The organism is Acerihabitans arboris, assembly GCF_010131535.1.
GTDB lineage: Bacteria > Pseudomonadota > Gammaproteobacteria > Enterobacterales > Enterobacteriaceae > Acerihabitans > Acerihabitans arboris.
Map to the genome: position 1 here is coordinate 170,169 of NZ_WUBS01000006.1, position 26,917 is coordinate 197,085.

Sequence of the window (26,917 nt, forward strand, 5' to 3'; positions counted from 1 at the left end):
CGCCGGCGGTGGGATCGGATGCATGGAGAAGGGTAGGGACGGCGTCGGGAGGATGGGATTATTTACCCAGGCCCTTGCCGGCATGCTTTTGTTCGATCAGCTCGATTTTATAACCATCGGGATCGTCGATAAATGCAATTACCGTCGTGCCTCCCTTTACCGGACCGGCTTCGCGGGTGACCTTGCCGCCGGCCTGACGGATGCGTTCGCAGGTGGCGGCCACGTCGTCGACCCCGAGCGCGATGTGGCCATAGGCGGTACCCAGTTCATAATGGTCGACGCCCCAGTTGTAGGTCAATTCGATGACCGCGCCTTCGGTTTCCTCGGTATAGCCGACAAACGCCAGGGTATATTTATATTCTGTGTTCTCGCTGGTGCGCAGCAGGCGCATACCCAGGATTTGGGTATAAAAATCGATGGATTGCTGCAAATCGCTGACGCGGAGCATGGTATGTAGCAGGCGCATAGTATCCTCTATTGACAATGACGACGGATAATCCGTTGCCTTTTTGAATCATGATTTCACAGTATAACCGCGTGGGATCGCCATGTTCAATGCCTTCATCCGGCGCAGCCGCGCGCCCCCGTGGGGCTGGACGGAACGGCGCGGGGGGAGAAACTTAGCCTGAAAGTATTTTCTTTGTTAAGGGTTTTTAGCGCCGGGGCTTGCCAGCGCCGGCAATAACGTCTTCAATTAGAGGAAAAGGGGGGCCTGTGCCGGAACAGCTAGAGTTTTTCACCATCGCCAGCCCTTGCCGGGGCGTTTGTCAGTCCGATGACCGCGGATTTTGCCGTGGCTGCCTGCGTTCCCGCCAGGAGCGGTTTGACTGGGGTAACATGAACGATGGTCAAAAGCGCGATGTGCTGCGGCTGTGTCATCAACGATACCTGCGTCTGCTTCGCGCCGGCAAGAGTGCGGCGCCCGATTCCGCCGGCCCGGAACAGCCCTCGTTGTTTTAAGCTGTAGGGACGGACGTCAGGCTAGGGGAATGGAATTGGCCCACGCGGGGACAGGCCTGGTCGACACGCCATTTGATCATGAAAATAGATAACGGCGATTCATGACGGGATTTCACGATGACGATTGTTTGCGGCGCTTCATAACCGATCTCTTGGCTCATCTTGATAACCTATCTTGGTAACTCATCTCAATAGCGACAAATCAAAATAATTTTATGCGCTAATTAACATTCAAGGCTATTAGTTCGCATGATAATAGCTGGCTATTTATATATTATGATTACATTATCCGTTCGAATACATGACATAATGATATTTGTTATGTCTTCATTTAACTTAAATTAACAATAAATCACGATGGATGGCAATAATAGTGATACAGTTATGAATAATCCGCTTGGCATACGATCGGCACTGATGTGAGAATGCCGGTGTAGCCAGAACAGGAACGGATTATACGACGTTTCCAATGCTTACCCTATACTAAGCGGAAAGTTTCAAGGAATGGAGGGCTGTTCCATCCGCCACGGCGGATGCATGGCAAAGAGAAATGCGCTCTTCGGTAACGTCCATTATTTCAAGGGAATAACATGCGTATTACATCTATCTCAACTTAACTTCAACCTTATTCATATATATATATTTGTAATTTGCCATTCCACCCATTAGAATGGATGGGAATCCAGGGAACAAGCTTAATCAGCTTAATTATAAGGAGAGAGAATTGGAATCGCCATTAGGATCTGATTTGGCGCGACTTGTTCGTGTTTGGCGCGCTTTGATTGACCATCGCTTAAAACCGTTAGAGCTGACACAAACGCATTGGATTACGTTGCATAATATTTGCCAGCTACCTCCGGAGCAGTCGCAAATCCAGCTAGCAAAGGCTATCGGCATAGAGCAGCCCTCATTGGTTCGAACGCTCGACCAGCTCGAAGAGAAAAAACTTATCACCCGGCATACTTGCGCGAACGATCGGCGGGCGAAACGTATTAAATTGACGGAGTCCGCGGAGCCCATCATCAAAGAAGTGAACCATGTCATTAATAGTACCCGGGATGAAATCCTGACCGGTATTTCAGAACAGGAAATCCACTTCCTCAGTAATATGATCGCCCGGTTAGAGAAAAATATCCTCGAACTCTATAATAAGTCCTAACATGTTTTGGTTCAAACTGCATGTTTTCTATAAAAAAACCGGCGTATATCGCCGGTTTTTTAATGGATAACGGATAATAACGCCGCCAGCGGCGGCGTTGGGCAATGGTGGATTGATTAACGCGGCGACACCGTTACATTGCGGCCGTTGCTGGCAATGACCACGCGCTGTCCCACGCTGTAGCGGGTGTTGCCTTGTTTCTGCACCACCATGATGGTGTTGCCGTCGTCCTTGCGCACTTCCAGCTCCACGCCCTGGGAGCGGCTGGCCGCGCTGGTTACGCCCTGGCCGGCCACGCCGCCCGCCACCGCGCCCGCCGCTGTGGCCAGGCTACGGCCGGAGCCACCGCCGATGGTGTTCCCTAGGAAGCCGCCCAGTACCGCGCCGCCGATGGCGCCGATAACGTTTGTCCCCTCTTCGCCGCCCTGGATTTGCACCGGCCGCACGCCCACCAGAGTACCGTAGGTAACGTTTTGGACTTGTTTAGCCTCGGAGGCGGAATAGACATCACCGGATAAGCTGTTGTTGCTGGCACAACCAGTCAGCGTTAAACCCGCAAGGGTGATCACGAGCAAACGTTTCATCATTAAGAACTCCTGTTATACGCCGTCCGTCAGGGAAAACCGAGACAGAACACATGCGAATGTTGTTGCGAACGTCAATGGCATCTGTTTCCAGGCGCGACAACGACAGCATACTGTAGTTGATAATTTGGTAAAATACATAAACTGTGAATCAACAGACGCTTTTTTATCATTATAGCAATGATTTTTCCGCTAAGGTTTCACCCGACGGATTCTTTTATTGTAACAACTTTCAAAATTTGGCGGCTTTTCATAGCCTCATTCAACAAACCTGTTTAACGTAGACCCTATATGCAGACCCGGTATGGGTAAGCGAAACTTTTGCGAAGGGAAAAAGGCGGGCCAATGAGAACAGGTCGTTATGTGGGCGTGATGTCCGGCACCAGCCTTGACGGCGTGGACGTGGTGCTGGCCGCCATTGACGGGCATACGGTGGCGCAGCAGTTCAGCTACAGCCATCCGATACCCCATGAGGTCAAGCAGCAGATTTTATCCATGTGCCAGGGACAGGCCGTGACGCTGGCGCAGGTGGGGCAACTGGATACCCGGCTCGGCATTTTATTCGGCGAGGCGGTGCGGGAAATGCTGCGCGGCGCGGGCGTCGCCGCCCATGAGGTCACCGCCATCGGCAATCATGGGCAAACCGTCTGGCACCAGCCGGACGGCCCGGCGCCCTGTACGCTGCAAATCGGCGATAATAATCGTATCGCCGCTATGACCGGCATTACCACCGTGGGTGATTTCCGTCGTCGCGACATGGCGTTCGGCGGCCAGGGCGCGCCGCTGGTGCCCGGATTCCATCACGCGCTGCTGGCGCATCCCGGCGAGCGCCGCATGGTGCTTAATGTCGGCGGCATCGCCAACCTGTCGCTGCTGTTGCCCGGGCAGCCGATTCGCGGCTTTGACACCGGCCCGGGCAATATATTGATGGATGCCTGGGTCTGGCGACACCAGGCTAAGCCCTATGATAAGGACGCGGCCTGGGCGCTGGGCGGCACGGTTCATCCGGCGCTGCTGCAGCATATGCTGGCGGACGGCTATTTTGCCTTGCCGGCGCCGAAGAGCACCGGCCGGGAATATTTCAATCTCAGCTGGCTGTCGTATCAGCTAACCCATTTTGTGCCGATCCCGCCCCGGGATGTACAGGCGACGCTACTGGAATTAACCGCCATGAGCATCGCCGAGCAGGTGCAGCTGTCGGGCGGCTGCGAACATTTGCTGGTGTGCGGCGGCGGGGCGCGCAATCCCCTGCTGATGGCCCGGCTGTCCGCGCTGCTGCCCGGCATGGAGGTGGGACCCACCGACAAGTACGGCGTCAGCGGTGACGATATGGAAGCCCTGGCCTTTGCCTGGCTGGCGTTTCGCACGTTATCCGGCCTGCCGGGCAACCTGCCGTCGGTAACCGGCGCCAGCAGGGAAACGCTGCTGGGCGCGATTTATCCGGTGTGAGGTTTTTGCGTTCCCGCCGGCGCGCTTTTCAGACAGGTCCGCTTCAGTGATTTGCCTGGCTTGATTATGGTATGGGAACGCCAACCAAGGGGAAATCATGATGAAACGTTTTATTATCGTCGCCTGCGTGCTTACCGTCTCAGCGTGCAGCCAGTTCAAGCGCGGCCCGCAGGAAGAAACGCTGCGTTATCAGTGCGGCACCACGCCGCTGACGGTAACGCAAAGCCGGCAACCGGCGCAGGTCAGTTTTATCCTTGACGGTAAACAGCTGACCCTGGCGCAGGTGGTGTCCGCTTCCGGGGTGCGTTACAGCGACGGACACTATACTTTCTGGTCGAAAGGCCCCAACGCCTTTATCGAGCGTGAGGGCAAAATCATCATAAACGACTGTATTATCGCCGGTTAAACGGCGCTAAATGATTGAGATTTTTAGCCGCGCGGCGCACAATAAAGCCATGACCCGACGCAGAATACCCCTATGACTGAGCCAAAAATCGATATTGCCGACCTGCGCCGCGAATATACCCGCGGCGGCCTGCGGCGCGCAGATCTTACGCCGGAACCCTTGGCGTTGTTTGAACGCTGGCTGGAGCAGGCCTGCGAGGCGCGGCTCGCCGATCCCACCGCCATGTGCGTGGCAACGGTGGATCAGCACGGCCAGCCCTATCAACGCATGGTGCTGCTCAAGCACTTCGATGGCGCGGGCATGGTGTTCTACACCAACCTGGGCAGCCGCAAGGCCGAACACCTGGCGCATAACGCCCGCATCAGCCTGCACTTTCCCTGGCACTCCCTCGAGCGCCAGGTGATGGTGCTGGGACGGGCGGAACGGCTATCGGTGGTCGAGGTGATGAAGTATTTCCACAGCCGGCCCAAGGACAGCCAAATCGGCGCCTGGGTCTCCCGTCAATCCAGCCGCATATCCGCCCGCGGGGTGCTTGAGGGCAAATTTCTCGAGCTGAAACAAAAATTCCTGCATGGCGAAGTGCCTTTACCCAGTTTCTGGGGGGGATATCGTGTGGTTATTGATACAATGGAGTTCTGGCAGGGCGGTGAGCATCGGTTGCATGACCGGTTCATCTACCAGCGCCAGGACGGCGGATGGGCAATAGACCGCCTGGCCCCCTGAGACCGGCGGCGTTTTATTTATGGTGTTCGCGCACCGAAACCGACAGCAATAATGGAGTTTTTTTGATGGCAAGCAGCAACCTGATACAACAATTGCAAGAGCGGGGCCTTATTGCCCAGGTAACGGATGAGGCCGCGCTCGCCGAGCGTCTGGCGCAGGGGCCGCTGTCGTTGTATTGCGGTTTCGATCCGACCGCCGATAGCTTGCACTTGGGACATCTGGTGCCGCTATTATGCCTGAAGCGTTTTCAACTGGCCGGTCACCGTCCGGTGGCGCTGGTGGGCGGCGCCACCGGACTGATTGGCGACCCGAGTTTCAAGGCCACCGAGCGTAAATTGAATACCGCCGAGACGGTGCAGGAATGGGTGGATAAGATCAGGCGCCAGGTATCGCCGTTCCTTGATTTTGACTGCGGCGAGAACAGCGCCGTTGCCGCCAATAACTATGACTGGTTCGGCAATATGAACGTGCTGACCTTCCTGCGCGATATCGGCAAGCATTTTTCCGTTAACCAGATGATTAACAAGGAAGCGGTTAAACAGCGGCTTAATCGCGACGACAGCGGCATCTCCTTTACCGAGTTTTCCTATAACCTGTTGCAGGGTTATGACTTTGCGTCGCTGAACGAACAGTATGGCGTCGAGCTGCAGATAGGCGGTTCGGATCAGTGGGGCAACATCACCTCCGGCATCGACCTCACGCGCCGCATGCACCAGAAACAGGTCTACGGCCTGACGGTTCCGCTGATCACCAAGGCGGACGGCACCAAATTCGGCAAAACCGAGGGCGGGGCGATATGGCTGGATCCGGCCAAGACCAGTCCGTATAAATTCTACCAGTTCTGGATTAACACCGCCGACGCGGACGTATACCGTTTCCTGAAGTTCTTCACCTTTATGCCCGTTGAAGACATCAACGCGCTGGAAGAGGAAGACCGCCACACCGACGGCTCGCCGCGCGCGCAGTACGTGCTGGCCCAGGCCGTTACCCGGCTGGTGCACGGCGAGGCCGGGCTGGCGGCGGCGGTGCGCATTACCGAGAGCCTGTTTTCGGGTTCACTACAGGACCTGACCGCCAACGATCTGGCGCAGCTGGCGCAGGACGGCATGCCGAGCATCGCCCTGGGCGACGGCGCGGATCTGCAGCAGGCGCTGGTGGACGCGGGTCTGGTGCCGTCCCGGGGACAGGCCAGGACCATGATCGGCTCAAACGCCATTGCGGTGAACGGCGAAAAGCAGGCCTCGGCGGAATATGTCTTCAACGACGCCGATCGGCTGTTTGAACGCTATACCTTGCTGCGTCGCGGCAAGAAGAACTATTGCCTGATTTGCTGGAAATGATTTTTTAATGCTACAGAAGGCCGCCGGCCTTCTGCTTTATGTCGATGCGGCCGCCAGGCCAAGGGCTTTAAGGCAATCCTGATGAAGAATATTCTGTCTATCCAATCCCACGTGGTTTTCGGGCATGCGGGTAATAGCGCGGCGGTTTTCCCCATGCGCCGCATGGGGGTCAATGTCTGGCCGCTGAATACCGTCCAGTTTTCCAATCATACGCAGTACGGTCACTGGACCGGATGCGTGATGCCCGCCGCGCATTTAACCGAGATCGTAAAAGGTATCGCCGCCGTGGATCAGCTGAAAAATTGCGACGCGGTGCTGAGCGGTTATATCGGCGCGCCCGAGCAGGGCGAGCATATCCTGGAGATTGTGCGCCAGGTGAAAGCGGCTAATCCCGACGCCTGGTATTTTCTCGACCCGGTAATGGGGCATCCGGAAAAGGGCTGTATCGTGGCCCCGGGCGTGGCGGAATTCCATTGCAAGCGCGGGCTGCCCAGCGCCGATATCATTGCGCCCAACCTGCTGGAGCTGGAGCAGCTCGGCGGCCACGCGGTCAATTCCATCGATGAAGCCATCGCCACCGCCCGCGAGCTGTGCGCCCAGGGGCCGAAAATGGTGCTGGTGAAATACCTGAGCTACGCCGGTTATGATAGGAATAATTTTGAAATGCTGCTGGTGACCAAGGACCAGGCCTGGCACACCAGCCGTCCTCTGGTGGATTTTGGCGATCGCCAGCCGGTCGGCGTCGGTGATTTAACCAGCGGGCTGCTGTTGGTTAATTTGCTCAAGGGGCTATCGCCGGCCAAGGCGCTGGAGCACGTTACCGCCGCGGTGTACGAAGTCATGAAGCTGACCAAAGAGATGGATGAATATGAACTGCAGGTGGTGGCGGCGCAGGATCAGATAGCCCTGCCGCAGCATCATTTCCCGGCCAAGGAGATCAAATAGCCCATGCGGGCCGGCGGCGCGGCGCAGGGCTTATTTCAATCCTTCCGCCGCCAGCGCCGCATCCACCGTGGGGCGCGCCGCCACCCGTTTCAAATAGCGCGCTACCGCCGGCGTCGCCGGTAAATCGAACTTCAGCGCGTACGCCCAGGTCAGCATGGTGAACAGGTAGGCATCCGCCACCGTGAAGCGGGTACCGAGCAGGTAATCCCCATCGGCCAGCTCCCGGTCCAGATAGCGTAATTTGGTTTCCATCTGTTCGCGCAGCTGGACTTTGTAATCCTCAGGCGTAGCGGGTTCCAGCAACGGGCCCAGGCTCTTATGCATCTCGCTGCCGACATAGTTAAGCCACTCCATCGCCTGGTAACGGGAAAGGGTGCCCGCGGCGGGGATCAGATGGCGATCCGGCACCAAATCCGCCAGGTATTGGACGATGGCCACCACTTCGGTAAGCACCGTGCCGTCATCGAGCAGCAGCGCCGGCACCTGTCCCTTGGGGTTGATGACGCGGTAATCCTGCCCATGTTCGGTCTTTTGGCTCGCCAAATCTACTTTTTCAATCGTAAAGTCCAGTCCCGCCTCACGTAGTGCGATATGCACGGTGAGCGAACTGGCGCCGGGCTTGTAAAAAAGTTTCATGGGACACTCCTTAACGGGAAAGGCCGGGTGTGATGAACGATGACATTTCATCATGACAGGATACGTTTAACCATGACGGCAAGATAGCTTCCGGGTGATTTAGGCATGTTAGCCGTACACCTTCTCTTTATATTCGCACAGGTCTTCAATCAGGCAAGAGCCGCAGCGGGGTTTGCGGGCGATACAGGTATACCTGCCGTGCAGGATCAGCCAGTGGTGGCAGTTAACGGCAAATTCCTTCGGCACCACCTGCAGTAATTTCTGCTCTACCGCCTCGACGTTCTTGCCGGGGGCGAAATGGGTCCGGTTGCACACGCGGAAGATATGGGTATCGACCGCAATGGTCGGCCAGCCGAAGGCGGTGTTGAGCACTACATTGGCGGTTTTGCGGCCGACGCCGGGCAAGGCTTCCAGGGCTGCCCGGTCTTGCGGCACCTCGCCGTGGTGATGGTCCAGCAGCATCCGGCAGGTCTTGATGATGTTTTCCGCTTTGCTGTTGAACAAGCCGATGGATTTTATATAACCTTTGACGCCTTCCACCCCGAGCGACAGCATGGCTGCTGGGGTATTGGCCACCGGGAACAGTTTTACCGTGGCCTTGTTAACGCTGACGTCGGTTGCCTGCGCCGACAGCAGCACCGCGATTAACAGTTCAAACGGTGTGGTATAAACCAGCTCGGTGGTCGGATTGGGATCGTTTGCGCGCAGGCGGCTGAGAATCGCCAATCGCCGGGTTTTATTCATGATGTTAAGCCTGTCCTTCGCCGGTGGTGATTAACCCGTCAGTTGCCCGTTGCCGTTGTCGGGTTGTTATCCGCTGGTCAATTAGGTGCTTGCCGGCCAGCATAAAACCCAGGCCGATAAACGCGCCCGGCGGCAGCATCGCCAGTAAAAAAGGACTGTCCGGATGGAATACTTCGATGCGCAGTGATTTGGCCCAGCCGCCCAGCAGCTGATCCGCGCCGTCGAACAATGTGCCGTTGCCCAGGACCTCGCGGGCGGCGCCAAGCACCAGCAGTGCGCAGGTCGCGCCCAGCCCCATGGCCGCGCCGTCCAGCGCCGACAGAACCACCGGATTGCGCGAGGCGTAGGCTTCCGCCCGGCCGACCACGATACAGTTGGTGACGATTAACGGAATAAATATCCCCAGGGACTGGTACAGGCCGAAGGCGTAGGCATTCATCAGCATCTGCACGATGGACACCACGGCGGCGATGATCATCACATAGATTGGGATGCGGATTTCCGCCGGCACCCAGCGGCGGAACGCGGAAATCCAGGCGTTGGTGCAGGCCAGCACCAGGGTGGTGGCCAGTCCCAGCCCCAGCGCGTTGGTCAGGGTATTGGACACCGCCAGCAGGGGGCACAGCCCCAATAATTGTACCAGGGCGGAGTTATTGGTCCACAGCCCCTGGCGCAGTAATCGTTTGGCTTCACTCATCGGCGTTATCTCCGCAGCGGGGCAGGTTGTCGATTTCACCCGGCATCATCTTCAGGTAACCGGCGGTGCGTTTCACCGCGTTTACCACGGCGCGCGGGGTAATGGTGGCGCCGGTAAACTGATCAAACTGTCCGCCGTCTTTTTTTACCGCCCAGTTTTTATCATCCGGCGATTCCAGCGTCTTGCCGCTGAAATGGGTGATCCAATCGGAAATACGCAGTTCGATTTTATCTCCCAGTCCCGGCGTTTCATGATGTTCGGTGACGCGCGTGCCCAGGACATTGCCGGCAAAGTCGGCGCCGATCAAAAGTTGTATGGAGCCGGAGTAGCCGTCGGGCGCGGTGGCTTCGATGGCGGCGGCCACCGGGCGGCCGTTCTTGCGCGCCACGTACACGCGGTGCGGATGCGCGTTGCCCAGCGACGCGTCAACCACCAGATAGCATTCGCCCAGCATATCATTGTCATGCAGCTCCGGCGGTACCACCTGGTCCAATAACTGCTGTTGCTGGAACACCGCCTGCCGTGCGATGGTAGGTTCGGTCAGCGCGTGCACCAGCGCCGTCAGGCCGGTGGTGAGGGCGGCGAACAGCGCCAAGGTAATGCCGTGCTTTCGCATCATCCTGAACATCGGTCGCTCCTCAATGATGGCCGTAGACGCGGGGCTGCGTAAAATAATCGATCAGCGGCACGCAGATATTGGCCAGCAATACCGCAAAGGCCATTCCTTCAGGATAACCGCCATAGGTGCGGATAAGCCAGGTTAACAGGCCAATCAGGGCGCCGAAGATCAACCGGCCTTTGTCGGTCGTGGAGGCGGTAACCGGATCGGTGGCGATAAAAAAAGCGCCGAGCATGGTGGCCCCGGAAAACAGGTGCAGTGGCGGCGGGGCGCAGGTGCGCGGATCCAGCAGCCACCCAAGGGTGGCGCACAGGATTAACACCGCCAGGAAACTGACGGGAATATGCCAGTTGATCACCTTGCGCCACAGCAGGTAGAGGCCGCCGGCCAGAAAGCCAAGGTTAACCCACTGCCAGCCCAATCCGGCCATTAAACCGTTATACAGCGGTTGGCTAAACAGCGTATCCGCGTCCATTCCGCCGCGTAGTCCGGTTTTAAAATTATCCAGCGGCGTCGCCTGGGTCAGGCCGTCGAACCCGGCGCGCAGCTGCTGCGGATCCAAACCGCCCTGGGCGTGGCCGGAAAATATCAGCCACAGGGTATCCGTCAACGAGGCCGGATGCAGCCGCAGCGCCGCGTCCGGCAGCCAACTGGTCATTTGCACCGGGAAAGAAATCAGCAGTACCACATACCCCACCATGGCCGGGTTAAACGGATTTTGCCCCAGCCCGCCATATAACTGCTTGGCGATGATGATGGCAAACGCCGTCGCCAGCACGATCATCCACCAGGGCGCCAGCGGCGGCAGGCTCAGCCCCAGCAGCAGCGCGGTGAGCAGCGCGGAGTTGTCGGCGAGCCTGGGCGCTACCGGCTGGCGGCGCAGTCTGACGATTGCCGCCTCGGCAAGCAGGGCGGTAAGCGCCGCAAGTCCAATCTGGATCAGGGTGCCATAGCCGAAGAAGTAGACCAGGGCCAGCAGCCCCGGCAGGCAGGCCGCAATCACCTGCAGCATAATGTGCCGGGTGCTTTGCCGGTTGTGGGTAAAGGGGGAACTTGCGATCCTGAAAGCCATTTATTCCTCGTGTAACTCTGTGGTTGCCCCGGCGACGGCCTTGCGGGCCTTGACCCTGGCAATGGCGGCAGCCACGGCGGCTTTGCGCGGATCCGGCGCTTCCCTGTCATCGGCAAGGGATTCCAGCGGCGTCGCCGGCGAACCCAACGCGGGCAAGGCGGCCATGGCGAGGGGGTCTGGCGTCGCCGCCACTGACGCCGGGGCCGGAGCAGCATGACCGGCATCGGTAACAGGCAACGCGCCAAGCGCAGCCTTGATCATCGGCTCATCCCGCGCGTCTAGCCGGACCGCCGCCTGGCTGTGACGGGCTTCCCGGGCCAGTTTTTCCCGTTCGCGCCGCGCCTGCTTGGCCTCGAAGCGCGCCTTGGCCGCCTGCGCGCGCGCCGCATCCAGATCCAATGCGCGGATCTCGGCCTTTTCCTGTCGGTAATAACGCACCAGCGGAATATTGCTGGGACAGACGTAGGCGCAGGCACCGCATTCGATGCAGTCCGCCAGATGATGGCCGCGGGCTTTTTCGTGTTCTTGTCCCCGGCTGAACCAATAGAGCTGCTGGGGCAGCAGGCCGGCCGGACAGGCATCCGCGCACAGGCTGCAGCGGATGCAGGATTGCTCCGGCGCCGGCTTGCCCACCTCCGCGCCGGAGGGGGCCATGACGCAGTTGCTGATCTTGACGATCGGCACATCCAGCGCCGGCAGGGTAAATCCCATCAGCGGCCCGCCCATGATCACCAATTGCTCCGGCTCCGGGGTGAAACCGGCGTCGCGCAGCAGATGGCTGACCGGGGTGCCCAGGCGACCCCAAACGTTGCCCGGTCGCGAGAGCGCGTCGCCGGTCAGCGTCACCACCCGCTCGGTGAGCGGCTCGCCGTCGATGATGGCCCGTTTGATGGCGAATACGGTGCCGACATTGAGCATGACAATGCCGATGGCGGCGGAATGGCGGCCGAACGGCACTTCCCGGCCGGTCAGTATTTTGGTTAACTGTTTGGCGCCCCCGGAAGGGTATTTGGTCGGGACCACGCGCAGCTGGTACCCGGTGCCGGCATCGATGGCCGCGGCCAGCGCCTTTGCGGCGGCCGGCTTATTGTCCTCGATGCCGATGATTACCCGGTCGGGGCGCAGGATATGGACCAGCACATCAATGCCGTCGACTATCTGCCGCGCCTGCTCCTGCATCAGCCGATCGTCGGCGGTGATATAGGGTTCGCATTCGGCGGCGTTGATAATCAGGGTGTTGATCGCGCCGAGTCCGCCCTGGAGTTTAGCTGCGGTGGGAAAACCGGCGCCCCCCAGTCCGGCAATGCCGGCCTGGTGGATGCGGTTAAGTAAATAGCCGGCATCCCGTTGCCGGTAATCCGACTCGGGCTGGCGCTGGCACCAACGGTCCTCGCCGTCGGGCAGGAGTATGACGCTCAGTTCCGCCAGCGCCGACGGATGGGCGGTGATATGGGGCGCAATCGCCTGTACTGTCCCCGAGGTCGGCGCGTGTACCGGGAGGGTGCGGCCGCGTCCTTCGGTAAGGGGTTGCCCGCGCAGCACGCGATCGCCCGCGGTGACGCACAGTTCGCCCTCGGGGCCCAGGTGCTGCTTGAGCGGGATGATGAATTTTTCCGCCAGGGGCGGACGGCGCAGCGGCACGCCGTTTGACCGGGTTTTCATTTCAGGCGGATAGATGCCGCCGCTGAAATCCCAGATGCGGCCTGAGCGCCGGGAGGCGAATAACTTAAACATGTTGCTCCATCGGGATCAGCCGCACCGGTATGGTATTAAGATCCCACTTCCAGTTCTCGGTGGACATCGCTACCGGCCGCATTTCGATACAATTGGTCGGGCACGGGGCGACGCAGAGATCGCAGCCGGTGCACAGATCGCTAACCACGGTATGCACCGCCCGGGTCGCGCCGATAATAGCGTCCACCGGGCAGGCCTGGATACACTTGGTGCAGCCGATGCAGTTGCCTTCATCAATCCAGGCCACCGTGGCCACCGGCTGGGCCGCGGCCCCGTCGTCGCCCAGGGGCTGGGGGTCGATATTCATCAGGGCGGCAATCTTGAGCATGGCCTGCTCGCCGCCCGGCACGCATTTATTGATTTTTTCGCCCTGGCCCGCCACCGCCTCGGCGTAAGGGCGGCAACCGGGATAACCACACTGGGCGCATTGGCTTTGCGGCAGCAGGGCGTCGATTTGCCCGGCCAGCGGGTCGCCTTCCACCTTGAAGCGGCGCGCGGCGTAACCCAGCAGCGCGCCCGCCACTAATGCCATGGCGCTCAGGGAACCGATAGCCCACCATAAAGACAGCATCAGAATTTTACCAGTCCGGTAAAGCCCATAAAAGCCAGCGACATCAGCCCGGCGGTGACCAGGGCGATGGATGATCCTTTAAAGGGCGCCGGCACATCGGCCACCGCCAGGCGTTCGCGGATGGCGGCAAACAGGACCATGACCAGCGAAAACCCCGCCGCCGCGCTGAAACCGTAGACGGCGGACTGCAGGAAATTGTGGTTGAGATTGACGTTAAGCAGCGCGACGCCCAGCACCGCGCAGTTGGTGGTGATAAGCGGCAGGAAAATCCCCAGCAGGCGATACAGCGAAGGGCTGGTTTTACGCACCACTACTTCGGTGAACTGCACCACCACCGCGATGATGAAGATAAACGATAAGGTGCGCAGATAGGTAAGATCGAGCGGCAGCAGGATAAAATCGTTGATCAGCCAGGAAAAAATCGACGCGAGCGTCATGACGAAGGTGGTTGCCATGCCCATACCCATCGCCGTTTCCAGTTTTTTGGACACACCCATAAAAGGGCAAAGCCCGAGAAATTTAACCAGGACGAAATTATTTACCAGCATGGTGCCGATAAACAGTAACAGGTAACCATTCATTGCCATACCTATATAAAAAGAAGCGACGTATTATCCGGCATCGGGTGCGATTCAACAACATAGTAATTGTAGGGTTATTAGCGGCGGGCCGATACCGTCAATCGCGGCAATATCAGGGCTGGATAAAGGTACTTTTAACCCGGCGCGAGCGCTTGATATAGGGCACCATCGTGGCCGCGGCCAGCAGCGGCCAAAACAGGATGCGCAGGGCCAGTTCGTCGGTGACCGGCGAAAAGGCGAAGGCCTTGAGCGCCAGCAGTATGCCCGCCAGCAGCCAGAGGATAAACACCTTGGGAAAACGGACCGAGCGCCTGAGCAGTAAACGCAGCGTCCAGAAGGTGAAGCACCACATCGCCAGCGTGGTGGCCATCGACGCGTACCATTGCAGGGTAAAGATCGATTCGATCGTGGCGCTGTCGGCCGAGGGGCGTTGCAGCAGGGCCAGCAGGAAGATCACGGTCATCATGCTGGCGCCGAGCAGGGCCAGGATCAGGTAGGCCGCCGGGAGCCATAGCCAGCCGCCGATGCGCGGGGCCGGGTTGGGCGCGGCGTTGATATGGCTCAAACGACGTACCGCCAGACCGACTTCGGCACCTGGCCCAAATCAAACAAACGTCCGCCGGAGACCAGTTCTGCCCGGCGGTGATCCGCCGCGCGGTACATGTTGACGATTTCGGCGTCGTCGGCCAGCGAATAATTCAGGTGATCGAACAATTTTTCCAGGCTTTCCGGCGTATTGACCCGGCGAAATGTTAATAAATACTCGTATGTCGTCATGATTGGGCGTTCAGGGAATGAAATTATAGCAAAGTAGTATATTCAGTGCCGTGGGGGTGTCTAGATATTCCTTGGTTAAAAACGAAAAAACGTAACGGGAAGGCGCCATTGTTACGTTTTTTGTTAAACCTCGGCCGGCTTTTGCTTCAGCGCTGGCGCGCTTTTAATGCGCGCCTTGCCCGCATGCGGGTTATTTAGCGCAGAGCTTGTAATACAGTTCGTTCCAGCGCAATGCCTCCTTGAATGCCGGGATGCGGGTGTCGTTGTCGATCACCAGCAGTTCGATATTATGCATTTCGGCATACAGCCGGATATGGTCGAGATCCAGCGCCTGGCTAAACACCGTGTGGTGCGCGCCGCCCGCCAGGATCCAGGCTTCGGCCGCCACTTCAAGCGAAGGCTGCGCTTTCCACACCGCGCGGGCGACCGGCAGTTTAGGCAACGGCTGCGGTTGTTCGATGGTGTCCACGACGTTGACCAGCATGCGGAAACGATCGCCCATATCGATAACCGACGCGTTTACCGCCTGGCCGGCCGGGGTGGAGAACAGCAGGCGGGCCGGATCGGCCTTGCCGCCGATGCCCAGGAATTGCACGTCCAGCGTCGGTTTTTCTTCCCTGGCGATGCTCGGGCACACTTCCAGCATATGCGAGCCGAGGGCCAGGTTGTTATCCGGCTGGAAGTTGTAGGTGTAATCTTCCATAAAAGAGGTGCCGCCCGGCAGGCCGCTGGCCATGACCTTCAGGATGCGCAGCAGCGCGGCGGTTTTCCAGTCGCCTTCGCCGCCAAATCCATAACCCTGCTGCATCAGGCGCTGTACCGCCAGGCCCGGCAGCTGTTTCAGTCCGTGCAGATTTTCAAAATTGGAGGTAAAGGCCTTGGCGCCGACCTGTTCAAGGAAACGTTTCAGCCCCAGTTCTATGCGCGCGGCGTCCAGTAGGTTTTCGCGCTTTTCGCCGTTGACCTTGATTTTATCGGTCAGGATATAGGAGGCTTCATATTCTTCCACCAGGGTATCGATATCCCCTTTGGACACCTCGTTCACCACGCTGACCAGATCGCCCAGGCCGTAAGCCGCCACTGAGTAACCAAACTGGATCTGGGCGCCGACCTTGTTGCCTTCGGTGACCGCCACTTCACGCATGTTGTCGCCGAAACGAGCGACGATCAGCTGCTGGCTTTCCTGTTTAGCGGCCGCGGCGCGCATCCATTTGGCGATGGTGTGGTGCGCCTTCTTGTCCTGCCAGTGGCCGACCACCACCTGGTGATTCAGGTGCATGCGCGCGCCGATGAAACCGAACTCACGGCCGCCGTGGGCGGTCTGGTTAAGGTTCATAAAGTCCATATCCATGGTTTCCCATGGGATTTGCGCATTATATTGGGTATGGAACTGCAGCAGGGGCTTGTTAAGGATGCTCAGGCCGCCAATCCACATCTTGGCGGGTGAAAACGTATGCAGCCAGGTCAACAGGCCGATACAGCGGGTGTTGTAATTGGCTTCACGACACAGCGCGAGAATCTCATCGGGAGATTTGACCAAAGGTTTAAGCACCAGTTTTACCGGCAGGCCGGCTTCGCCGTTCAGGCCATTGACCACCGTTTGGGCATGGTCGGCTACCTGGCGCAGGGTTTCCGGGCCGTAGAGATGCTGACTGCCGATGACAAACCAGACTTCGTGCTGCTGAAAATTATCCATGATGACTCCTGTGCGTCTCCGTCAAAGGGAGGTGCCGGGCAGGCGCTGGACGCGCCGCCCGGCGGTTTGTTGACTATAAGCCGGCGGGCGTTGCCGCGGCGTAGGCCGGTTCGGCAAGCGTGCCCCACTGTTGGTAGCGTTGATAAAGCCGCTGGAACTGTTCCACCCTGGCCGGGTCCGGCTGCAGGGTGCGTTCGATCCGGCTGGCCATGGACCGTTGCGCGCCGGCAATATCCGCATGAACCCCGGCGGCCACGGCGCCGAAAATGGCCGCGCCCAGCGCACAGCACTGATCGGATGCCACCAACTGCAGCGGACGATTCATCACGTCCGCGCAGACCTGCATGATCACCGGCGATTTGCGGGCGATGCCGCCGAGCACCAGTACGTTTTCCACCGGGATGCCCTGCGTTTCAAAACATTCCATAATGGCGCGCGCGCCGAAGGCGGTGGCCGCTATCAGGCCGCCGAACAGCGCGGGCGCGTCGGTGCCCAAATTGAGGCCGGAGATCACGCCCTGCAGCCGCTGATTGGCATAGGGGGTACGTCTGCCGTTGAACCAGTCCAGCACCACCGGCAGGTGCTCAAGCGACGGTTCTTTGACCCAGGCTTGCGCCAGCGCGGTGAGCATCTGGTCCTGGATAGCGTCAAGCGCGGGTTTCAGCGCCGGGTTTTGTTGCACCGCCTGTTTCAGCGGCCAGCCCAGCAGGCGGCCGAACCAGGCGTAGATATCGCCAAAGGCGGATTGGCCGGCTTCCAGGCCGGTAAAGCCCGGCACCACGCTGCCGTCCACCTGGCCGCAAATGCCGGCAATGGTGCGTGCGCCCACCCGCTGTTCGTCGGCAATCAGGATGTCGCAGGTGGAGGTGCCGATGACTTTCACCAAGGTATAGGGCTGCGCGCCGGCGCCCACCGCGCCGATATGGCAGTCAAAGGCGCCGCCGGCGATGGTGACGGTCTCCGGCAGGCCGAGCTTGCGCGCCCATTCGGCCGTGATGCGGCCGACCGGTACTTCGGCGGTATAGGTATCGGTAAATAACGGGTATTGTAAATGCTCGGTCAGCACCGGATCGAGGGCGTGGAGAAAGTCTTTTGGCGGTACGCCGCCCCAGTCGGGATGCCACAGGGACTTGTGGCCGGCGGCGCAGCGCCCCCGTTTGATATCCCGTGGTCGGGTCGTGCCGGACATCACGGCGGGGATCCAGTCGCAAAGCTCTATCCAGGAAACCGCCTGTTGCCGCACCTGGACATCCTGGCGGGTTATATGCAGGATTTTGGCCCAGAACCATTCCGATGAATAGACGCCGCCGATATAGCGCGTGTAATCCGGGTGGGCGCCGTCATGGCACAGTTGGTTGATGGCCTCGGCTTCCTCTATGGAGGTATGGTCTTTCCACAGGATAAACATGGCGTTCGGATTATCGGCAAATTCCGGCCGCAGCGCCAGCACCCGGCCTTCATCATCGATAGGGGCGGGGGTGCTGCCCGTGGTGTCGACGCCGATGCCGGCGATTTGCCGGCGCTGGGCCGGGGACAGCGCGGCAACCACGGCGCGGATCGCCTGTTCCATGGATTCGAGATAATCATTGGGATGATGGCGGAATTGATTGTGCGCGGGTTTGCAGTACTGGCCCTCGCGCCACCGCGGGTACCAGACCACCTCGGTCGCCAGCTCTTTACCGCTTTGGCATCCAACCGCCAGGGCGCGTACCGAGTCGCTGCCGAAATCAAGCCCGAGGCTGATGGCCTCTTCAGTCATGCTGTTCTCTCCTGTTAACCCGAAAACGGATGATGAGCACAACCATAAGGTGGATTTCGGCGGGCCGTGAGGAGCGGTTGGCTGGAAGTATGCACATTCCTGTCGCGGATGACTGAAATGTGATGGTGCTCAAAAAGTTACAGGGAGGTGAAATTTGCTGTATCTATGCACAAAACAGCTGTAATTGAGAACTGTGATAACGCTCTACATTTTAGTAACACATTAACGCTAAAACTACTCCCGTCCAAAGGGCCTGGTCGAATGAACGGCGATAAATCCGCCGCTTAGCCGAACAGAGCGGAATCATCTTCCCGACTGATAACGCTTACACGCTTCAGCATTTCGAGGCGGGGCGATAAAAAATACCGGAGAGTTACATGCATAAATTCACTAAGGCACTGGCGGCAATCGGATTGGCTGCCGTTATGTCTCAATCGGCTATGGCGGAAAACCTGAAACTGGGTTTTCTGGTCAAACAGCCGGAGGAACCCTGGTTCCAGACCGAATGGCGTTTTGCCGATAAAGCCGGCAAGGACCTGGGATTTGATGTGATTAAAATTGCCGTGCCCGATGGCGAAAAAACCCTTAACGCCATCGACAGCCTGGCGGCAAGCGGCGCCAAAGGCTTTGTTATCTGTACCCCGGATCCGAAACTGGGCTCGGCCATTGTCGCCAAAGCCCGTAGCTATGATATGAAGGTCATCGCCGTGGACGACCAGTTCGTCACCGCCAAAGGCAAACCTATGGACACCGTTCCCCTGGTGATGATGGCGGCCACGAAAATAGGCGAACGCCAGGGCCAGGAACTGTGGAAGGAAATGAACAAACGCGGCTGGAATGTCGCCGACACCGGCGTCATGGCCATCACCGCCGATGAACTCGATACCGCGCGCCGTCGTACCACCGGCTCGATGGACGCCTTGAAGGCCGCCGGCTTCCCGGAAAAACAAATCTATAAAGTACCGACCAAATCCAATGATATCCCCGGCGCCTTTGACGCCGCCAACTCGTTGCTGGTACAGCATTCCGGCGTGAAAAACTGGCTGATCATCGGCATGAACGACAATACCGTGCTCGGCGGCGTGCGCGCCACCGAAGGCCAGGGCTTCAAGGCGCCTAACGTTATCGGTATCGGCATCAACGGCGTGGACGCGGTAAGCGAACTCTCCAAAGCCAATGCCACCGGTTTCTACGGTTCGCTGCTGCCAAGCCCCGATGTGCACGGCTACAAAAGCATCCAGATGCTGAATGACTGGGTAACCAAAGGCGTGGAACCGCCTAAGTTCACCGAAGTGACCGACGTGGTGGTCATTACCCGCGACAACTTTAAAGAAGAATTGGCGAAAAAAGGGCTGGGCGGTAAATAACCGCGGCGCCTGTTTCCCGGGACGGCCAGGCGCCGTCCCTGTCCATGACGATGTCATTCATCAAGAGGATGTGTACGTGTCAGCCAAAACCCCTGATGGTTACCGTGGCGGGATTGCCGGCGCACCGTTCGTATCAGTTAACGCGAGGATGTGTTCATGACGATTCAGACACCCTATCTATCGTTTCGCGGCATCGGTAAAACGTTCCCCGGCGTCAAGGCGCTGGATGATATCAGTTTCGATTGCTACCAGGGCCAGATCCACGCCCTGATGGGCGAGAACGGCGCCGGTAAGTCCACCTTGCTGAAAATCCTCAGCGGCAGCTATACGCCGACCCAGGGTGAGATTCTAATCAAAGGCCGGCCGGTTCATTTTAACGCCACCGCCGACGCGCTGGATGCCGGGGTAGCCATTATCTACCAGGAATTGCATTTGGTGCCGGAAATGACCGTGGCGGAAAATATCTACCTCGGCCAGTTGCCCAATAAGTTCGGCATGGTTAACCGTGCCATTTTGCATTATGAAACCAAACTCCAGCTGGAGCATCTGGGGCTGGACATCGCGCCGGATACGCCGCTGAAATATTTGTCCATCGCCCAATGGCAGATGGTGGAGATTGCCAAGGCATTGACCCGCAATGCCAAGATTATTGCCTTTGACGAGCCGACCAGTTCGCTGTCGGCGCGTGAAATCGAGCAGCTTTTCCGGGTGATCCGCGAACTGCGGGCCGAGGGAAGGGTGATTTTATACGTTTCGCATCGCATGGAGGAAATTTTCACCCTCGGCGACGCCATTACGGTATTCAAGGACGGTAAATTCGTCCGCACCTTCGACGATATGGCCCAGGTCGACCACACCAAGCTGGTACAGGCGATGGTGGGCCGCAATCTCGGCGATATCTACGGCTATCAGCCACGCGATCACGGCGAGGTCAGGCTGCGGCTTGACAACATCAAGGCGATTGGCGTGAAAACGCCGATTACGCTGTCGGTTCACGCCGGCGAAATCGTCGGGCTGTTCGGCCTGGTGGGCGCGGGGCGCAGCGAACTGATGAAGGGTTTGTTCGGCGGCACCCTGATTACCGGCGGACAACTGCTGCTTGACGGCAAGCAGCTGAATATCCGCTCGCCTATCGACGCCATACGCGAGGGCCTGCTGCTGTGTCCGGAAGATCGCAAGGCCGACGGCCTGATCCCGGTGCATTCGGTGCGGGAAAATATCAATATCAGCGCCCGGCGCAAAACCATCAAGGCCGGTTTCCTGATTAACGACCGTTGGGAAAAAAACAACGCCGAGGAGCATATTCGCGCCCTGAATATCAAGACACCTTCCGCCGAACAGCTGATCATGAATCTTTCCGGCGGCAACCAGCAAAAAGCCATTCTCGGCCGCTGGCTGTCCGAAGACATGAAAGTCATCATGCTCGACGAACCGACGCGCGGTATCGACGTCGGCGCCAAGCATGAGATTTACCATGTGATTTATGAGTTGGCCAAACGCGGTATCGCCGTTCTGTTCGCCTCAAGCGATCTGCCGGAAGTATTGGGTCTGGCCGACAGGATCGTGGTGATGCGCGAAGGCGCTATTTCCGGCGAGCTCGCCCATAACGATGCCACTGAACAGAAAGCGTTAAGCCTGGCAATGTTGCATACAACCGATACCAGCCCCGCTGACGCGGTTGCCTGATTGTGAAGGAGTCTACGATGTCGACAGTTTCTACACGCTCTACTGCACCCTCCCCGAAAGCGAATAAAACGCTGGGCTTAGGCCGCGTCTGGGATAATTTCGGCATGCTGGTGGTTTTTGTCGTGCTGTTTATCGCCTGCTCGATTTTTGTGCCTAACTTTGCCAGCTTTATCAATATGAAAGGCCTGGGACTGGCCATTTCCATGTCCGGCATCGTCGCCTGCGGCATGCTGTTCTGCCTGGCTTCCGGCGATTTCGATTTATCGGTCGCCTCGGTTATCGCCTGCGCAGGCGTGACCACCGCGGTGGTGATCAACTCGACCGAGAGCCTGTGGCTGGGCGTGGCGGCGGGGTTGGTGCTCGGCGTGCTGTGCGGCCTGGTCAATGGGTTTGTTATCGCCAAGCTGAAGATTAACGCCCTGATCACCACGCTTGCCACCATGCAGATCGTGCGCGGACTGGCCTATATTATTTCCGACGGTAAAGCGGTCGGTATCGAGGACGAACGCTTTTTTGTGTTGGGGTATGCCAACTGGCTGGGCCTGCCGGCGCCGATTTGGATCATGGCCCTGTGCATGCTGATCTTCGGGTTCCTGCTCAACAAAACCACCTTCGGGCGCAATACGCTGGCCATCGGCGGTAACGAGGAAGCCGCCCGCCTGGCGGGTGTTCCCGTGGTGCGCACCAAAATCATTATCTTTATCCTGTCCGGCCTGGTATCGGCCGTAGCGGGGATTATATTGGCCTCGCGCATGACCAGCGGCCAGCCGATGACCTCGCTCGGCTATGAGCTGATCGTCATCTCCGCCTGCGTGCTGGGCGGGGTATCGATGAAGGGCGGCATCGGTAAAATTTCCTATGTGGTGGCCGGGGTACTGATACTGGGCACGGTGGAAAACGCGATGAACCTGCTGAATATTTCCCCGTTCTCGCAATACGTGGTGCGCGGCGTGATCCTGCTGGCGGCGGTGATATTCGACCGCTACAAACAAAAAGCCAAACGGACGGTGTAAAAAACCGGCGGGCCGCCCCGAGACCGGTCGGTCCGCTCACAGTTTCAGGACCATGGCACGCTATTGTCCGCGCTATAGGATATTCTCAATCAGACGACAACCTGTCCGGAGGTGAGATGTATCATCGAATGACTCATGAGACACAATCCAATCCCTTATTGCCGGGCTATATGTTTAATGCCTACCTGGTTGCCGGCCTGACGCCGATTATCGCCGGCGGTCCGCTGGACTTTTTTATCGACCGGCCCGACGGGATGAAAGGATATATCCTCAACCTGACCATCAAGGGCCAGGGCAAGGTTTTTGAAGGGGATAAATCCTTCGTGTGCAACCCGGGCGATCTGCTGTTGTTTCCACCCAAATCCGCCCATTATTACGGCCGTTCGCCGGACAGCGACTGCTGGTATCATCGCTGGGTCTATTTTCGGCCGCGCGCCTACTGGGCCGATTGGCTGGAGTGGCACAGCAAAATCCATGACGTCGGCCGCCTGCGGCTTGGCAACGATAACCTGCTGACCGAATTCGACCGGCTGTTGGCGAATATCGAACAAACCCAGCGCTCCGGACGCCGGTTCTCCGAGGAGCTCGGCATGAACCTGCTGGAGCGGATGCTGCTGCGCGCCATGGAGGAGGATCCGCAAAGCCCCAGCAAAATCATGGATCCGCGCATTATTGAAGCCTGCCAGTTTATTACCGGCAACCTGTCCGGTGAACTGCGTATCGACGAGGTGGCGCGCCACGTCTGTTTATCCCCCTCCAGGCTGGCGCATTTGTTCCGCGAGCAGGTGGGCATCAATATCCTGCGCTGGCGCGAGGACCAGCGGGTGATCCGCGCCAAACTGCTGCTCCAGACCACCCAGGAATCCATCGCCACCATCGGCCGGGTGGTGGGATATGACGATCAGCTCTATTTTTCACGGGTATTCCGCAAACGCGTCGGGGTTAGCCCCAGCGACTTCCGCCGCCGCAGCAGCGAGATTAACTACCCCGGCCGCAGCATCCAGGCCTCCCATAATTGGCAACTGCAAAGCGAAAAGGCTATCGGAGGCTAATAATTTATTGCTAAGGTGAGTCCGGTGAAGATGCCCCCGTGCCTGTGACCAGGACGCGGGGGGCATCGATGTGTTAGCCAATAAAAGAGAAAAGAGGAACCACAATGGCTGAAAATATCGGTATCGGACTAATTGGTTACGGTTTCGCGGGCAAAACGCTGCACGCGCCGTTGATTAACGCCACCGCCGGCCTGACGCTGGCTGCGGTATCCTCAAGCGATGCGGGCAAAGTCCATGCGGACTTGCCTGGCGTCAAGGTCACCGCCGATCCGGGCGCGGTGATTAACGATCCCTCCGTTGATGTGGTGATTATCCCCACGCCGAATGAAACCCACTATCCCCTGGCCAAACAGGCGCTGGCGGCGGGCAAGCATGTCGTCGTCGATAAACCTTTCACCGTGACGCTGTCACAGGCGCATGAGCTGAAACAGCTGGCCGAGAACCGTGGGCTGCTGCTGTCGGTGTTCCATAACCGCCGCTGGGACAGCGATTTCCTCACCGTGCGTCAATTGATCAACGACGGCATCCTGGGCGATGTGGTCTATATGTCCTCGCAATACGACCGGTTCCGCCCCCAGGTGATGCCGCGCTGGCGCGAGCAGCCCGGCGCCGGCAGCGGCATCTGGTATGATCTGGCGCCGCACCTGATCGATCAGGCAATCCAGCTGTTCGGCATGCCGGTGGCCGTTAACGTCGATCTGGCGCTGCTGCGCCCCGGCGCGCTCACCGATGATTATTTCCACGCCACGCTTATCTACCCGCAGCGGCGCGTGGTGCTGCACGGCGGCATGCTGGCGGCGGCGGCCACGCCGCGTTTTACCGTGCACGGCACCAAGGGCAGCTTTGTCAAGTTCGGGCTGGACCCGCAGGAAGCCCGGTTGAAAGCCGGCGTTTACCCGCCGCAGCCGGACTGGGGCATCGATACCCTTGACGGTATCCTGACGCTGGCCAAGGGCGATGAAATGACTGAACACCAGGTGCGCACCCAACCGGGCAATTACCCCGCCTATTACGCCGCGATCCGTGACGCCATTCTGGGCGTGGGTGAAAACCCGGTGACGGCGGCTGCGGCCATCCAGGTGATGGAGCTGATCGAGCTGGGCGTGCTGTCGTCGGAGCAGAAAAAAACGTTGGCGGTCAAGAACGGATAATGCCAAGGTGGGATTTTACGGGCGCCCGGCGTGGCGCCTTTGGTTTTGACAGTGGTAAGGGTAGTGACATGTCGTGGTTGCAACGTTTAAGAATTGACAAATTTCTGCTGGTTTTGGTCACCGTAGTGGTTCTGGCGTCGTTCTTTCCCTGCCGGGGAATCATCAAGGTTTTCTTTGAATATCTCACCACCGCGGCGATAGCGCTGCTGTTTTTTATGCACGGCGCCAAGTTGTCGCGCGAGGCGATAGTGGGCGGCATGAGCCACTGGCGGCTGCACCTGGTGGTATTCCTCAGCACTTTTGCGCTGTTTCCGCTGCTGGGCATCGCCATGAAGGTGTTTGTGCCCTCACTGCTTTCATCGCCGGTGTATATGGGTTTTCTGTATCTGTGCGCGCTGCCGGCCACGGTCCAGTCGGCCATCGCCTTTACGTCGGTTGCCGGCGGCAACGTGGCCGCCGCCATTTGCAGCGCGTCGGCCTCCAGTATCCTGGGCGTATTCCTGTCGCCGGTGCTGGTGGGCGTGCTGATGCATACCCAGGAGGGCGGCGCGTCCAATACGCTGCATGCCATCGGGTCCATTATCCTGCAACTGATGGTACCCTTCGTACTGGGCCACCTGGCGCGGCCGCTGATCGGCAAATGGGTGGCGCGGCATAAAAAGCTGGTGAATATTACTGACCGGTCATCAATATTGCTGGTGGTCTACACCGCCTTCAGCGAGGCGGTGGTGGGCGGGATATGGCATCAGATCACCGGGTGGTCGCTGGTCTCCATCCTGGTGTTTTCGCTGCTGCTGCTGGCCATCGTCCTGGTAATTAATACCTGGACCGCCCGCTGGCTGGGTTTCAACACCGCCGACGAGGTGACCATCGTTTTCTGCGGCTCCAAAAAGAGCCTGGCCAACGGCATTCCGATGGCCAACGTGCTGTTTCCCGCCGCCATGGTGGGCACCATGGTGCTGCCGCTGATGATCTTCCACCAGGTGCAGCTGATGGTGTGCGCGGTGCTGGCGGCGCGTTATGCCCGCCGGCAGGCGCAACAGAACGCGTCTGCCCCCACGGGCGTAAAACCAAACCCATAACAGGGACGGCGTCATCGCCCACGGCATCTCTATTAGCCGGCGCCGGAGGATCGTTTTTCCCGGATAGCCTGTTTTTCCGCCGCGCTCAGGAATGCGGTTTCCAGCCCGTTGCGCTGCGCGTCCCGCATGTGCTGGGCGGTCAGCCCGGCCTGCGGCGCGGCCACCCTATATTCATAATCGATATCAATGCCCTGGACCGCCGGATCGTCCGAATTAATCGAGGCCGGGATGCCATGCTCAAGGAACCGTTTTAACGGATGTTCCCCTAGCGAGCGCACGGTGCTGGTCTGCACATTGGAGGTCAGGCAACTTTCAACGCCGATGCGATGCAGCGCCAGGAAATCCATCAATGCCCGATCCTCAATGGCCTTGACGCCGTGGCCGATACGTTCCGCGCCCAGCTCATGGATCGCCTGCCAAATGCTCTCCGGGCCGGCGGCCTCGCCGGCATGTACGGTGATATGCAGTCCGGCGTCGCGGGCGCGGGTAAAATGGTTTAGGAACAGGCTGCCGGGAAAACCCAGCTCATCCCCCGCCAAATCCAGCGCGATGATGCCGTCGCGGCAGGCCAGGATGGCCTCCAGCTCCTGCAGGCAGGCGTCCTCGCCAAACGTGCGGCTCATGATGCCGATAAGTTTGGCCTGGGTGCCGAAATCACGGCAGCCGTCGCTGACTCCCGCGATAACCGCTTCCACCACGCCCTGTAACGGCAGCTGATGTTTCATGGCCATATAATAAGGGGAGAAACGCAGCTCGGTATAATCCAAACCCACCGTGGCCGCATCCTCAACGTTTTCATAGGCCACGCGGCGGCAGGACTCCAGCGAACCCAGCACCGCCACGCCCCAGTCCAGCTTTTGCAGGAAACTGACCAGATCCGGCTCGGTTCGGGTGACCTGCACGTGCTCACGCAAATCCGCGAGATTGTCGGCCGGCAACGCCATGCCGAACTCACGTCCCAGTTCGAGAATGGTTTGCGCGCGGATATTACCGTCAAGATGACGATGGATGTCGGTCAGGGGGAGGTGTTTATCAATCATCGGCAATAACTCATAGGGTAGGACGGAATATCGTTTGATTATAACGTGTTTTGTGGTTTGTTTGCAGGTAATGG

General features: G+C 58.7%; 27 protein-coding genes and 1 pseudogene. 13 read left to right on the forward strand and 15 right to left on the reverse strand.

Features of this window, described 5'->3' with window-relative positions; all coding sequences use genetic code 11:
• Nucleotides 1–58 precede the first annotated feature (58 nt).
• Nucleotides 59–466: a lactoylglutathione lyase gene (gene gloA, locus GRH90_RS10105; RefSeq protein ID WP_162365812.1), complete on the reverse strand. Its 408-nt coding sequence runs from the start codon at nucleotides 464–466 to the stop codon at nucleotides 59–61.
• A gap of 248 nt (nucleotides 467–714) precedes the next feature.
• Between gloA and GRH90_RS10110 the strand changes: the two genes are divergently transcribed.
• Both GRH90_RS10110 and slyA read left to right on the forward strand, forming a co-directional pair.
• Nucleotides 715–960, forward strand: a complete 246-nt coding sequence (locus tag GRH90_RS10110; RefSeq protein WP_162365813.1) for a DUF1289 domain-containing protein — start codon at nucleotides 715–717, stop codon at nucleotides 958–960.
• Nucleotides 961–1,684: 724 nt separating this feature from the next.
• Nucleotides 1,685–2,119 carry a transcriptional regulator SlyA gene (gene slyA, locus GRH90_RS10115; RefSeq protein WP_162365814.1) on the forward strand — a complete coding sequence of 145 codons (435 nt, stop codon included), beginning with the start codon at nucleotides 1,685–1,687 and terminating at the stop codon, nucleotides 2,117–2,119.
• A 116-nt stretch (nucleotides 2,120–2,235) separates the two neighbouring features.
• Here slyA and slyB read toward each other — a convergent pair whose 3' ends face one another.
• Nucleotides 2,236–2,706 carry an outer membrane lipoprotein SlyB gene (gene slyB, locus GRH90_RS10120; protein WP_162365815.1) on the reverse strand — a complete coding sequence of 157 codons (471 nt, stop codon included), beginning with the start codon at nucleotides 2,704–2,706 and terminating at the stop codon, nucleotides 2,236–2,238.
• A 342-nt stretch (nucleotides 2,707–3,048) separates the two neighbouring features.
• Between slyB and anmK the strand changes: the two genes are divergently transcribed.
• The 5 genes from anmK to pdxY all read left to right on the forward strand — a co-directional run bounded on the left by anmK (nucleotide 3,049) and on the right by pdxY (nucleotide 7,566).
• The gene (gene anmK / locus GRH90_RS10125; RefSeq protein WP_162365816.1) at nucleotides 3,049–4,152 is read left to right on the forward strand and encodes an anhydro-N-acetylmuramic acid kinase; all 1,104 of its coding nucleotides are present in this window, start codon (nucleotides 3,049–3,051) and stop codon (nucleotides 4,150–4,152) included.
• Between the two features lie 100 nt (nucleotides 4,153–4,252).
• Nucleotides 4,253–4,558 carry an MliC family protein gene (locus GRH90_RS10130; protein ID WP_162365933.1) on the forward strand — a complete coding sequence of 102 codons (306 nt, stop codon included), beginning with the start codon at nucleotides 4,253–4,255 and terminating at the stop codon, nucleotides 4,556–4,558.
• A gap of 72 nt (nucleotides 4,559–4,630) precedes the next feature.
• The gene (gene pdxH, locus GRH90_RS10135; RefSeq protein ID WP_162365817.1) at nucleotides 4,631–5,281 is read left to right on the forward strand and encodes a pyridoxamine 5'-phosphate oxidase; all 651 of its coding nucleotides are present in this window, start codon (nucleotides 4,631–4,633) and stop codon (nucleotides 5,279–5,281) included.
• Between the two features lie 65 nt (nucleotides 5,282–5,346).
• Nucleotides 5,347–6,621 (forward strand): tyrosine--tRNA ligase, encoded by a 1,275-nt coding sequence (gene tyrS, locus GRH90_RS10140; RefSeq protein ID WP_162365818.1) that lies wholly within the window; start codon nucleotides 5,347–5,349, stop codon nucleotides 6,619–6,621.
• Nucleotides 6,622–6,702: 81 nt separating this feature from the next.
• The gene (gene pdxY, locus GRH90_RS10145) at nucleotides 6,703–7,566 is read left to right on the forward strand and encodes a pyridoxal kinase PdxY (RefSeq protein WP_162365819.1); all 864 of its coding nucleotides are present in this window, start codon (nucleotides 6,703–6,705) and stop codon (nucleotides 7,564–7,566) included.
• A gap of 30 nt (nucleotides 7,567–7,596) precedes the next feature.
• On the opposite strand, the gene gstA is transcribed toward pdxY, so the two are convergent.
• From gstA to GRH90_RS10205, 12 genes and pseudogenes are all read right to left on the reverse strand, one after another.
• On the reverse strand, nucleotides 7,597–8,202 hold the full coding sequence (gene gstA / locus GRH90_RS10150; protein ID WP_162365820.1) for a glutathione transferase GstA: 606 nt from the start codon (nucleotides 8,200–8,202) through the stop codon (nucleotides 7,597–7,599).
• A gap of 108 nt (nucleotides 8,203–8,310) precedes the next feature.
• A complete protein-coding gene (gene nth / locus GRH90_RS10155; protein WP_162365821.1) occupies nucleotides 8,311–8,946 on the reverse strand; it encodes an endonuclease III in 636 nt (211 codons plus the stop codon).
• 4 nt (nucleotides 8,947–8,950) lie between these two features.
• Nucleotides 8,951–9,643, reverse strand: coding sequence for an electron transport complex subunit E (locus GRH90_RS10160; RefSeq protein ID WP_162365822.1), 693 nt, complete (start codon nucleotides 9,641–9,643; stop codon nucleotides 8,951–8,953).
• On the reverse strand, nucleotides 9,636–10,271 hold the full coding sequence (gene rsxG / locus GRH90_RS10165; RefSeq protein WP_162365823.1) for an electron transport complex subunit RsxG: 636 nt from the start codon (nucleotides 10,269–10,271) through the stop codon (nucleotides 9,636–9,638). Before rsxG ends, GRH90_RS10160 begins: the two co-directional genes overlap by 8 nt.
• Nucleotides 10,272–10,281: 10 nt before the next feature.
• Entirely contained in the window at nucleotides 10,282–11,334 is a 1,053-nt protein-coding gene (rsxD, locus tag GRH90_RS10170; RefSeq protein WP_162365824.1) for an electron transport complex subunit RsxD, read from the reverse strand.
• Between the two features lie 15 nt (nucleotides 11,335–11,349).
• Nucleotides 11,350–13,068, reverse strand: a pseudogene (gene rsxC / locus GRH90_RS10175) (electron transport complex subunit RsxC); the annotation flags it as partial.
• The gene (rsxB, locus tag GRH90_RS10180) at nucleotides 13,061–13,639 is read right to left on the reverse strand and encodes an electron transport complex subunit RsxB (RefSeq protein ID WP_162365826.1); all 579 of its coding nucleotides are present in this window, start codon (nucleotides 13,637–13,639) and stop codon (nucleotides 13,061–13,063) included. The gene rsxB and the pseudogene rsxC, both read right to left, overlap by 8 nt.
• Complete coding sequence (gene rsxA, locus GRH90_RS10185; RefSeq protein ID WP_162365827.1) at nucleotides 13,639–14,220, reverse strand: electron transport complex subunit RsxA; 582 nt, start codon at nucleotides 14,218–14,220, stop codon at nucleotides 13,639–13,641. The genes rsxB and rsxA overlap by 1 nt, the downstream gene beginning before the upstream one ends.
• A gap of 112 nt (nucleotides 14,221–14,332) precedes the next feature.
• Nucleotides 14,333–14,776: a DUF2569 domain-containing protein gene (locus tag GRH90_RS10190; RefSeq protein WP_162365934.1), complete on the reverse strand. Its 444-nt coding sequence runs from the start codon at nucleotides 14,774–14,776 to the stop codon at nucleotides 14,333–14,335.
• Between the two features lie 5 nt (nucleotides 14,777–14,781).
• Nucleotides 14,782–14,997 carry a transcription modulator YdgT gene (gene ydgT, locus GRH90_RS10195; protein WP_162365828.1) on the reverse strand — a complete coding sequence of 72 codons (216 nt, stop codon included), beginning with the start codon at nucleotides 14,995–14,997 and terminating at the stop codon, nucleotides 14,782–14,784.
• A 190-nt stretch (nucleotides 14,998–15,187) separates the two neighbouring features.
• Nucleotides 15,188–16,693 (reverse strand): L-arabinose isomerase, encoded by a 1,506-nt coding sequence (gene araA, locus GRH90_RS10200; protein WP_162365829.1) that lies wholly within the window; start codon nucleotides 16,691–16,693, stop codon nucleotides 15,188–15,190.
• Between the two features lie 73 nt (nucleotides 16,694–16,766).
• Nucleotides 16,767–18,452 (reverse strand): ribulokinase, encoded by a 1,686-nt coding sequence (locus GRH90_RS10205; RefSeq protein ID WP_162365830.1) that lies wholly within the window; start codon nucleotides 18,450–18,452, stop codon nucleotides 16,767–16,769.
• A 377-nt stretch (nucleotides 18,453–18,829) separates the two neighbouring features.
• On the opposite strand from GRH90_RS10205, the gene GRH90_RS10210 reads away from it, so the two are divergent.
• The 6 genes from GRH90_RS10210 (at nucleotide 18,830) to GRH90_RS10235 (ending at nucleotide 25,803) form a co-directional block, all read left to right on the forward strand.
• The gene (locus GRH90_RS10210; protein ID WP_162365831.1) at nucleotides 18,830–19,819 is read left to right on the forward strand and encodes an arabinose ABC transporter substrate-binding protein; all 990 of its coding nucleotides are present in this window, start codon (nucleotides 18,830–18,832) and stop codon (nucleotides 19,817–19,819) included.
• 156 nt (nucleotides 19,820–19,975) lie between these two features.
• Nucleotides 19,976–21,505 (forward strand): L-arabinose ABC transporter ATP-binding protein AraG, encoded by a 1,530-nt coding sequence (araG, locus tag GRH90_RS10215; protein ID WP_162365832.1) that lies wholly within the window; start codon nucleotides 19,976–19,978, stop codon nucleotides 21,503–21,505.
• Nucleotides 21,506–21,522: 17 nt separating this feature from the next.
• Nucleotides 21,523–22,518 carry an L-arabinose ABC transporter permease AraH gene (gene araH, locus GRH90_RS10220; RefSeq protein ID WP_162365833.1) on the forward strand — a complete coding sequence of 332 codons (996 nt, stop codon included), beginning with the start codon at nucleotides 21,523–21,525 and terminating at the stop codon, nucleotides 22,516–22,518.
• A gap of 116 nt (nucleotides 22,519–22,634) precedes the next feature.
• Entirely contained in the window at nucleotides 22,635–23,570 is a 936-nt protein-coding gene (araC, locus tag GRH90_RS10225) for an arabinose operon transcriptional regulator AraC (protein ID WP_162365834.1), read from the forward strand.
• Between the two features lie 104 nt (nucleotides 23,571–23,674).
• Entirely contained in the window at nucleotides 23,675–24,721 is a 1,047-nt protein-coding gene (locus GRH90_RS10230; protein ID WP_162365835.1) for an oxidoreductase, read from the forward strand.
• Nucleotides 24,722–24,789: 68 nt separating this feature from the next.
• Nucleotides 24,790–25,803 (forward strand): bile acid:sodium symporter family protein, encoded by a 1,014-nt coding sequence (locus GRH90_RS10235; protein ID WP_162365836.1) that lies wholly within the window; start codon nucleotides 24,790–24,792, stop codon nucleotides 25,801–25,803.
• Between the two features lie 32 nt (nucleotides 25,804–25,835).
• On the opposite strand, the gene add is transcribed toward GRH90_RS10235, so the two are convergent.
• Nucleotides 25,836–26,843 (reverse strand): adenosine deaminase, encoded by a 1,008-nt coding sequence (gene add, locus GRH90_RS10240; RefSeq protein ID WP_162365837.1) that lies wholly within the window; start codon nucleotides 26,841–26,843, stop codon nucleotides 25,836–25,838.
• Nucleotides 26,844–26,917 lie beyond the last annotated feature (74 nt).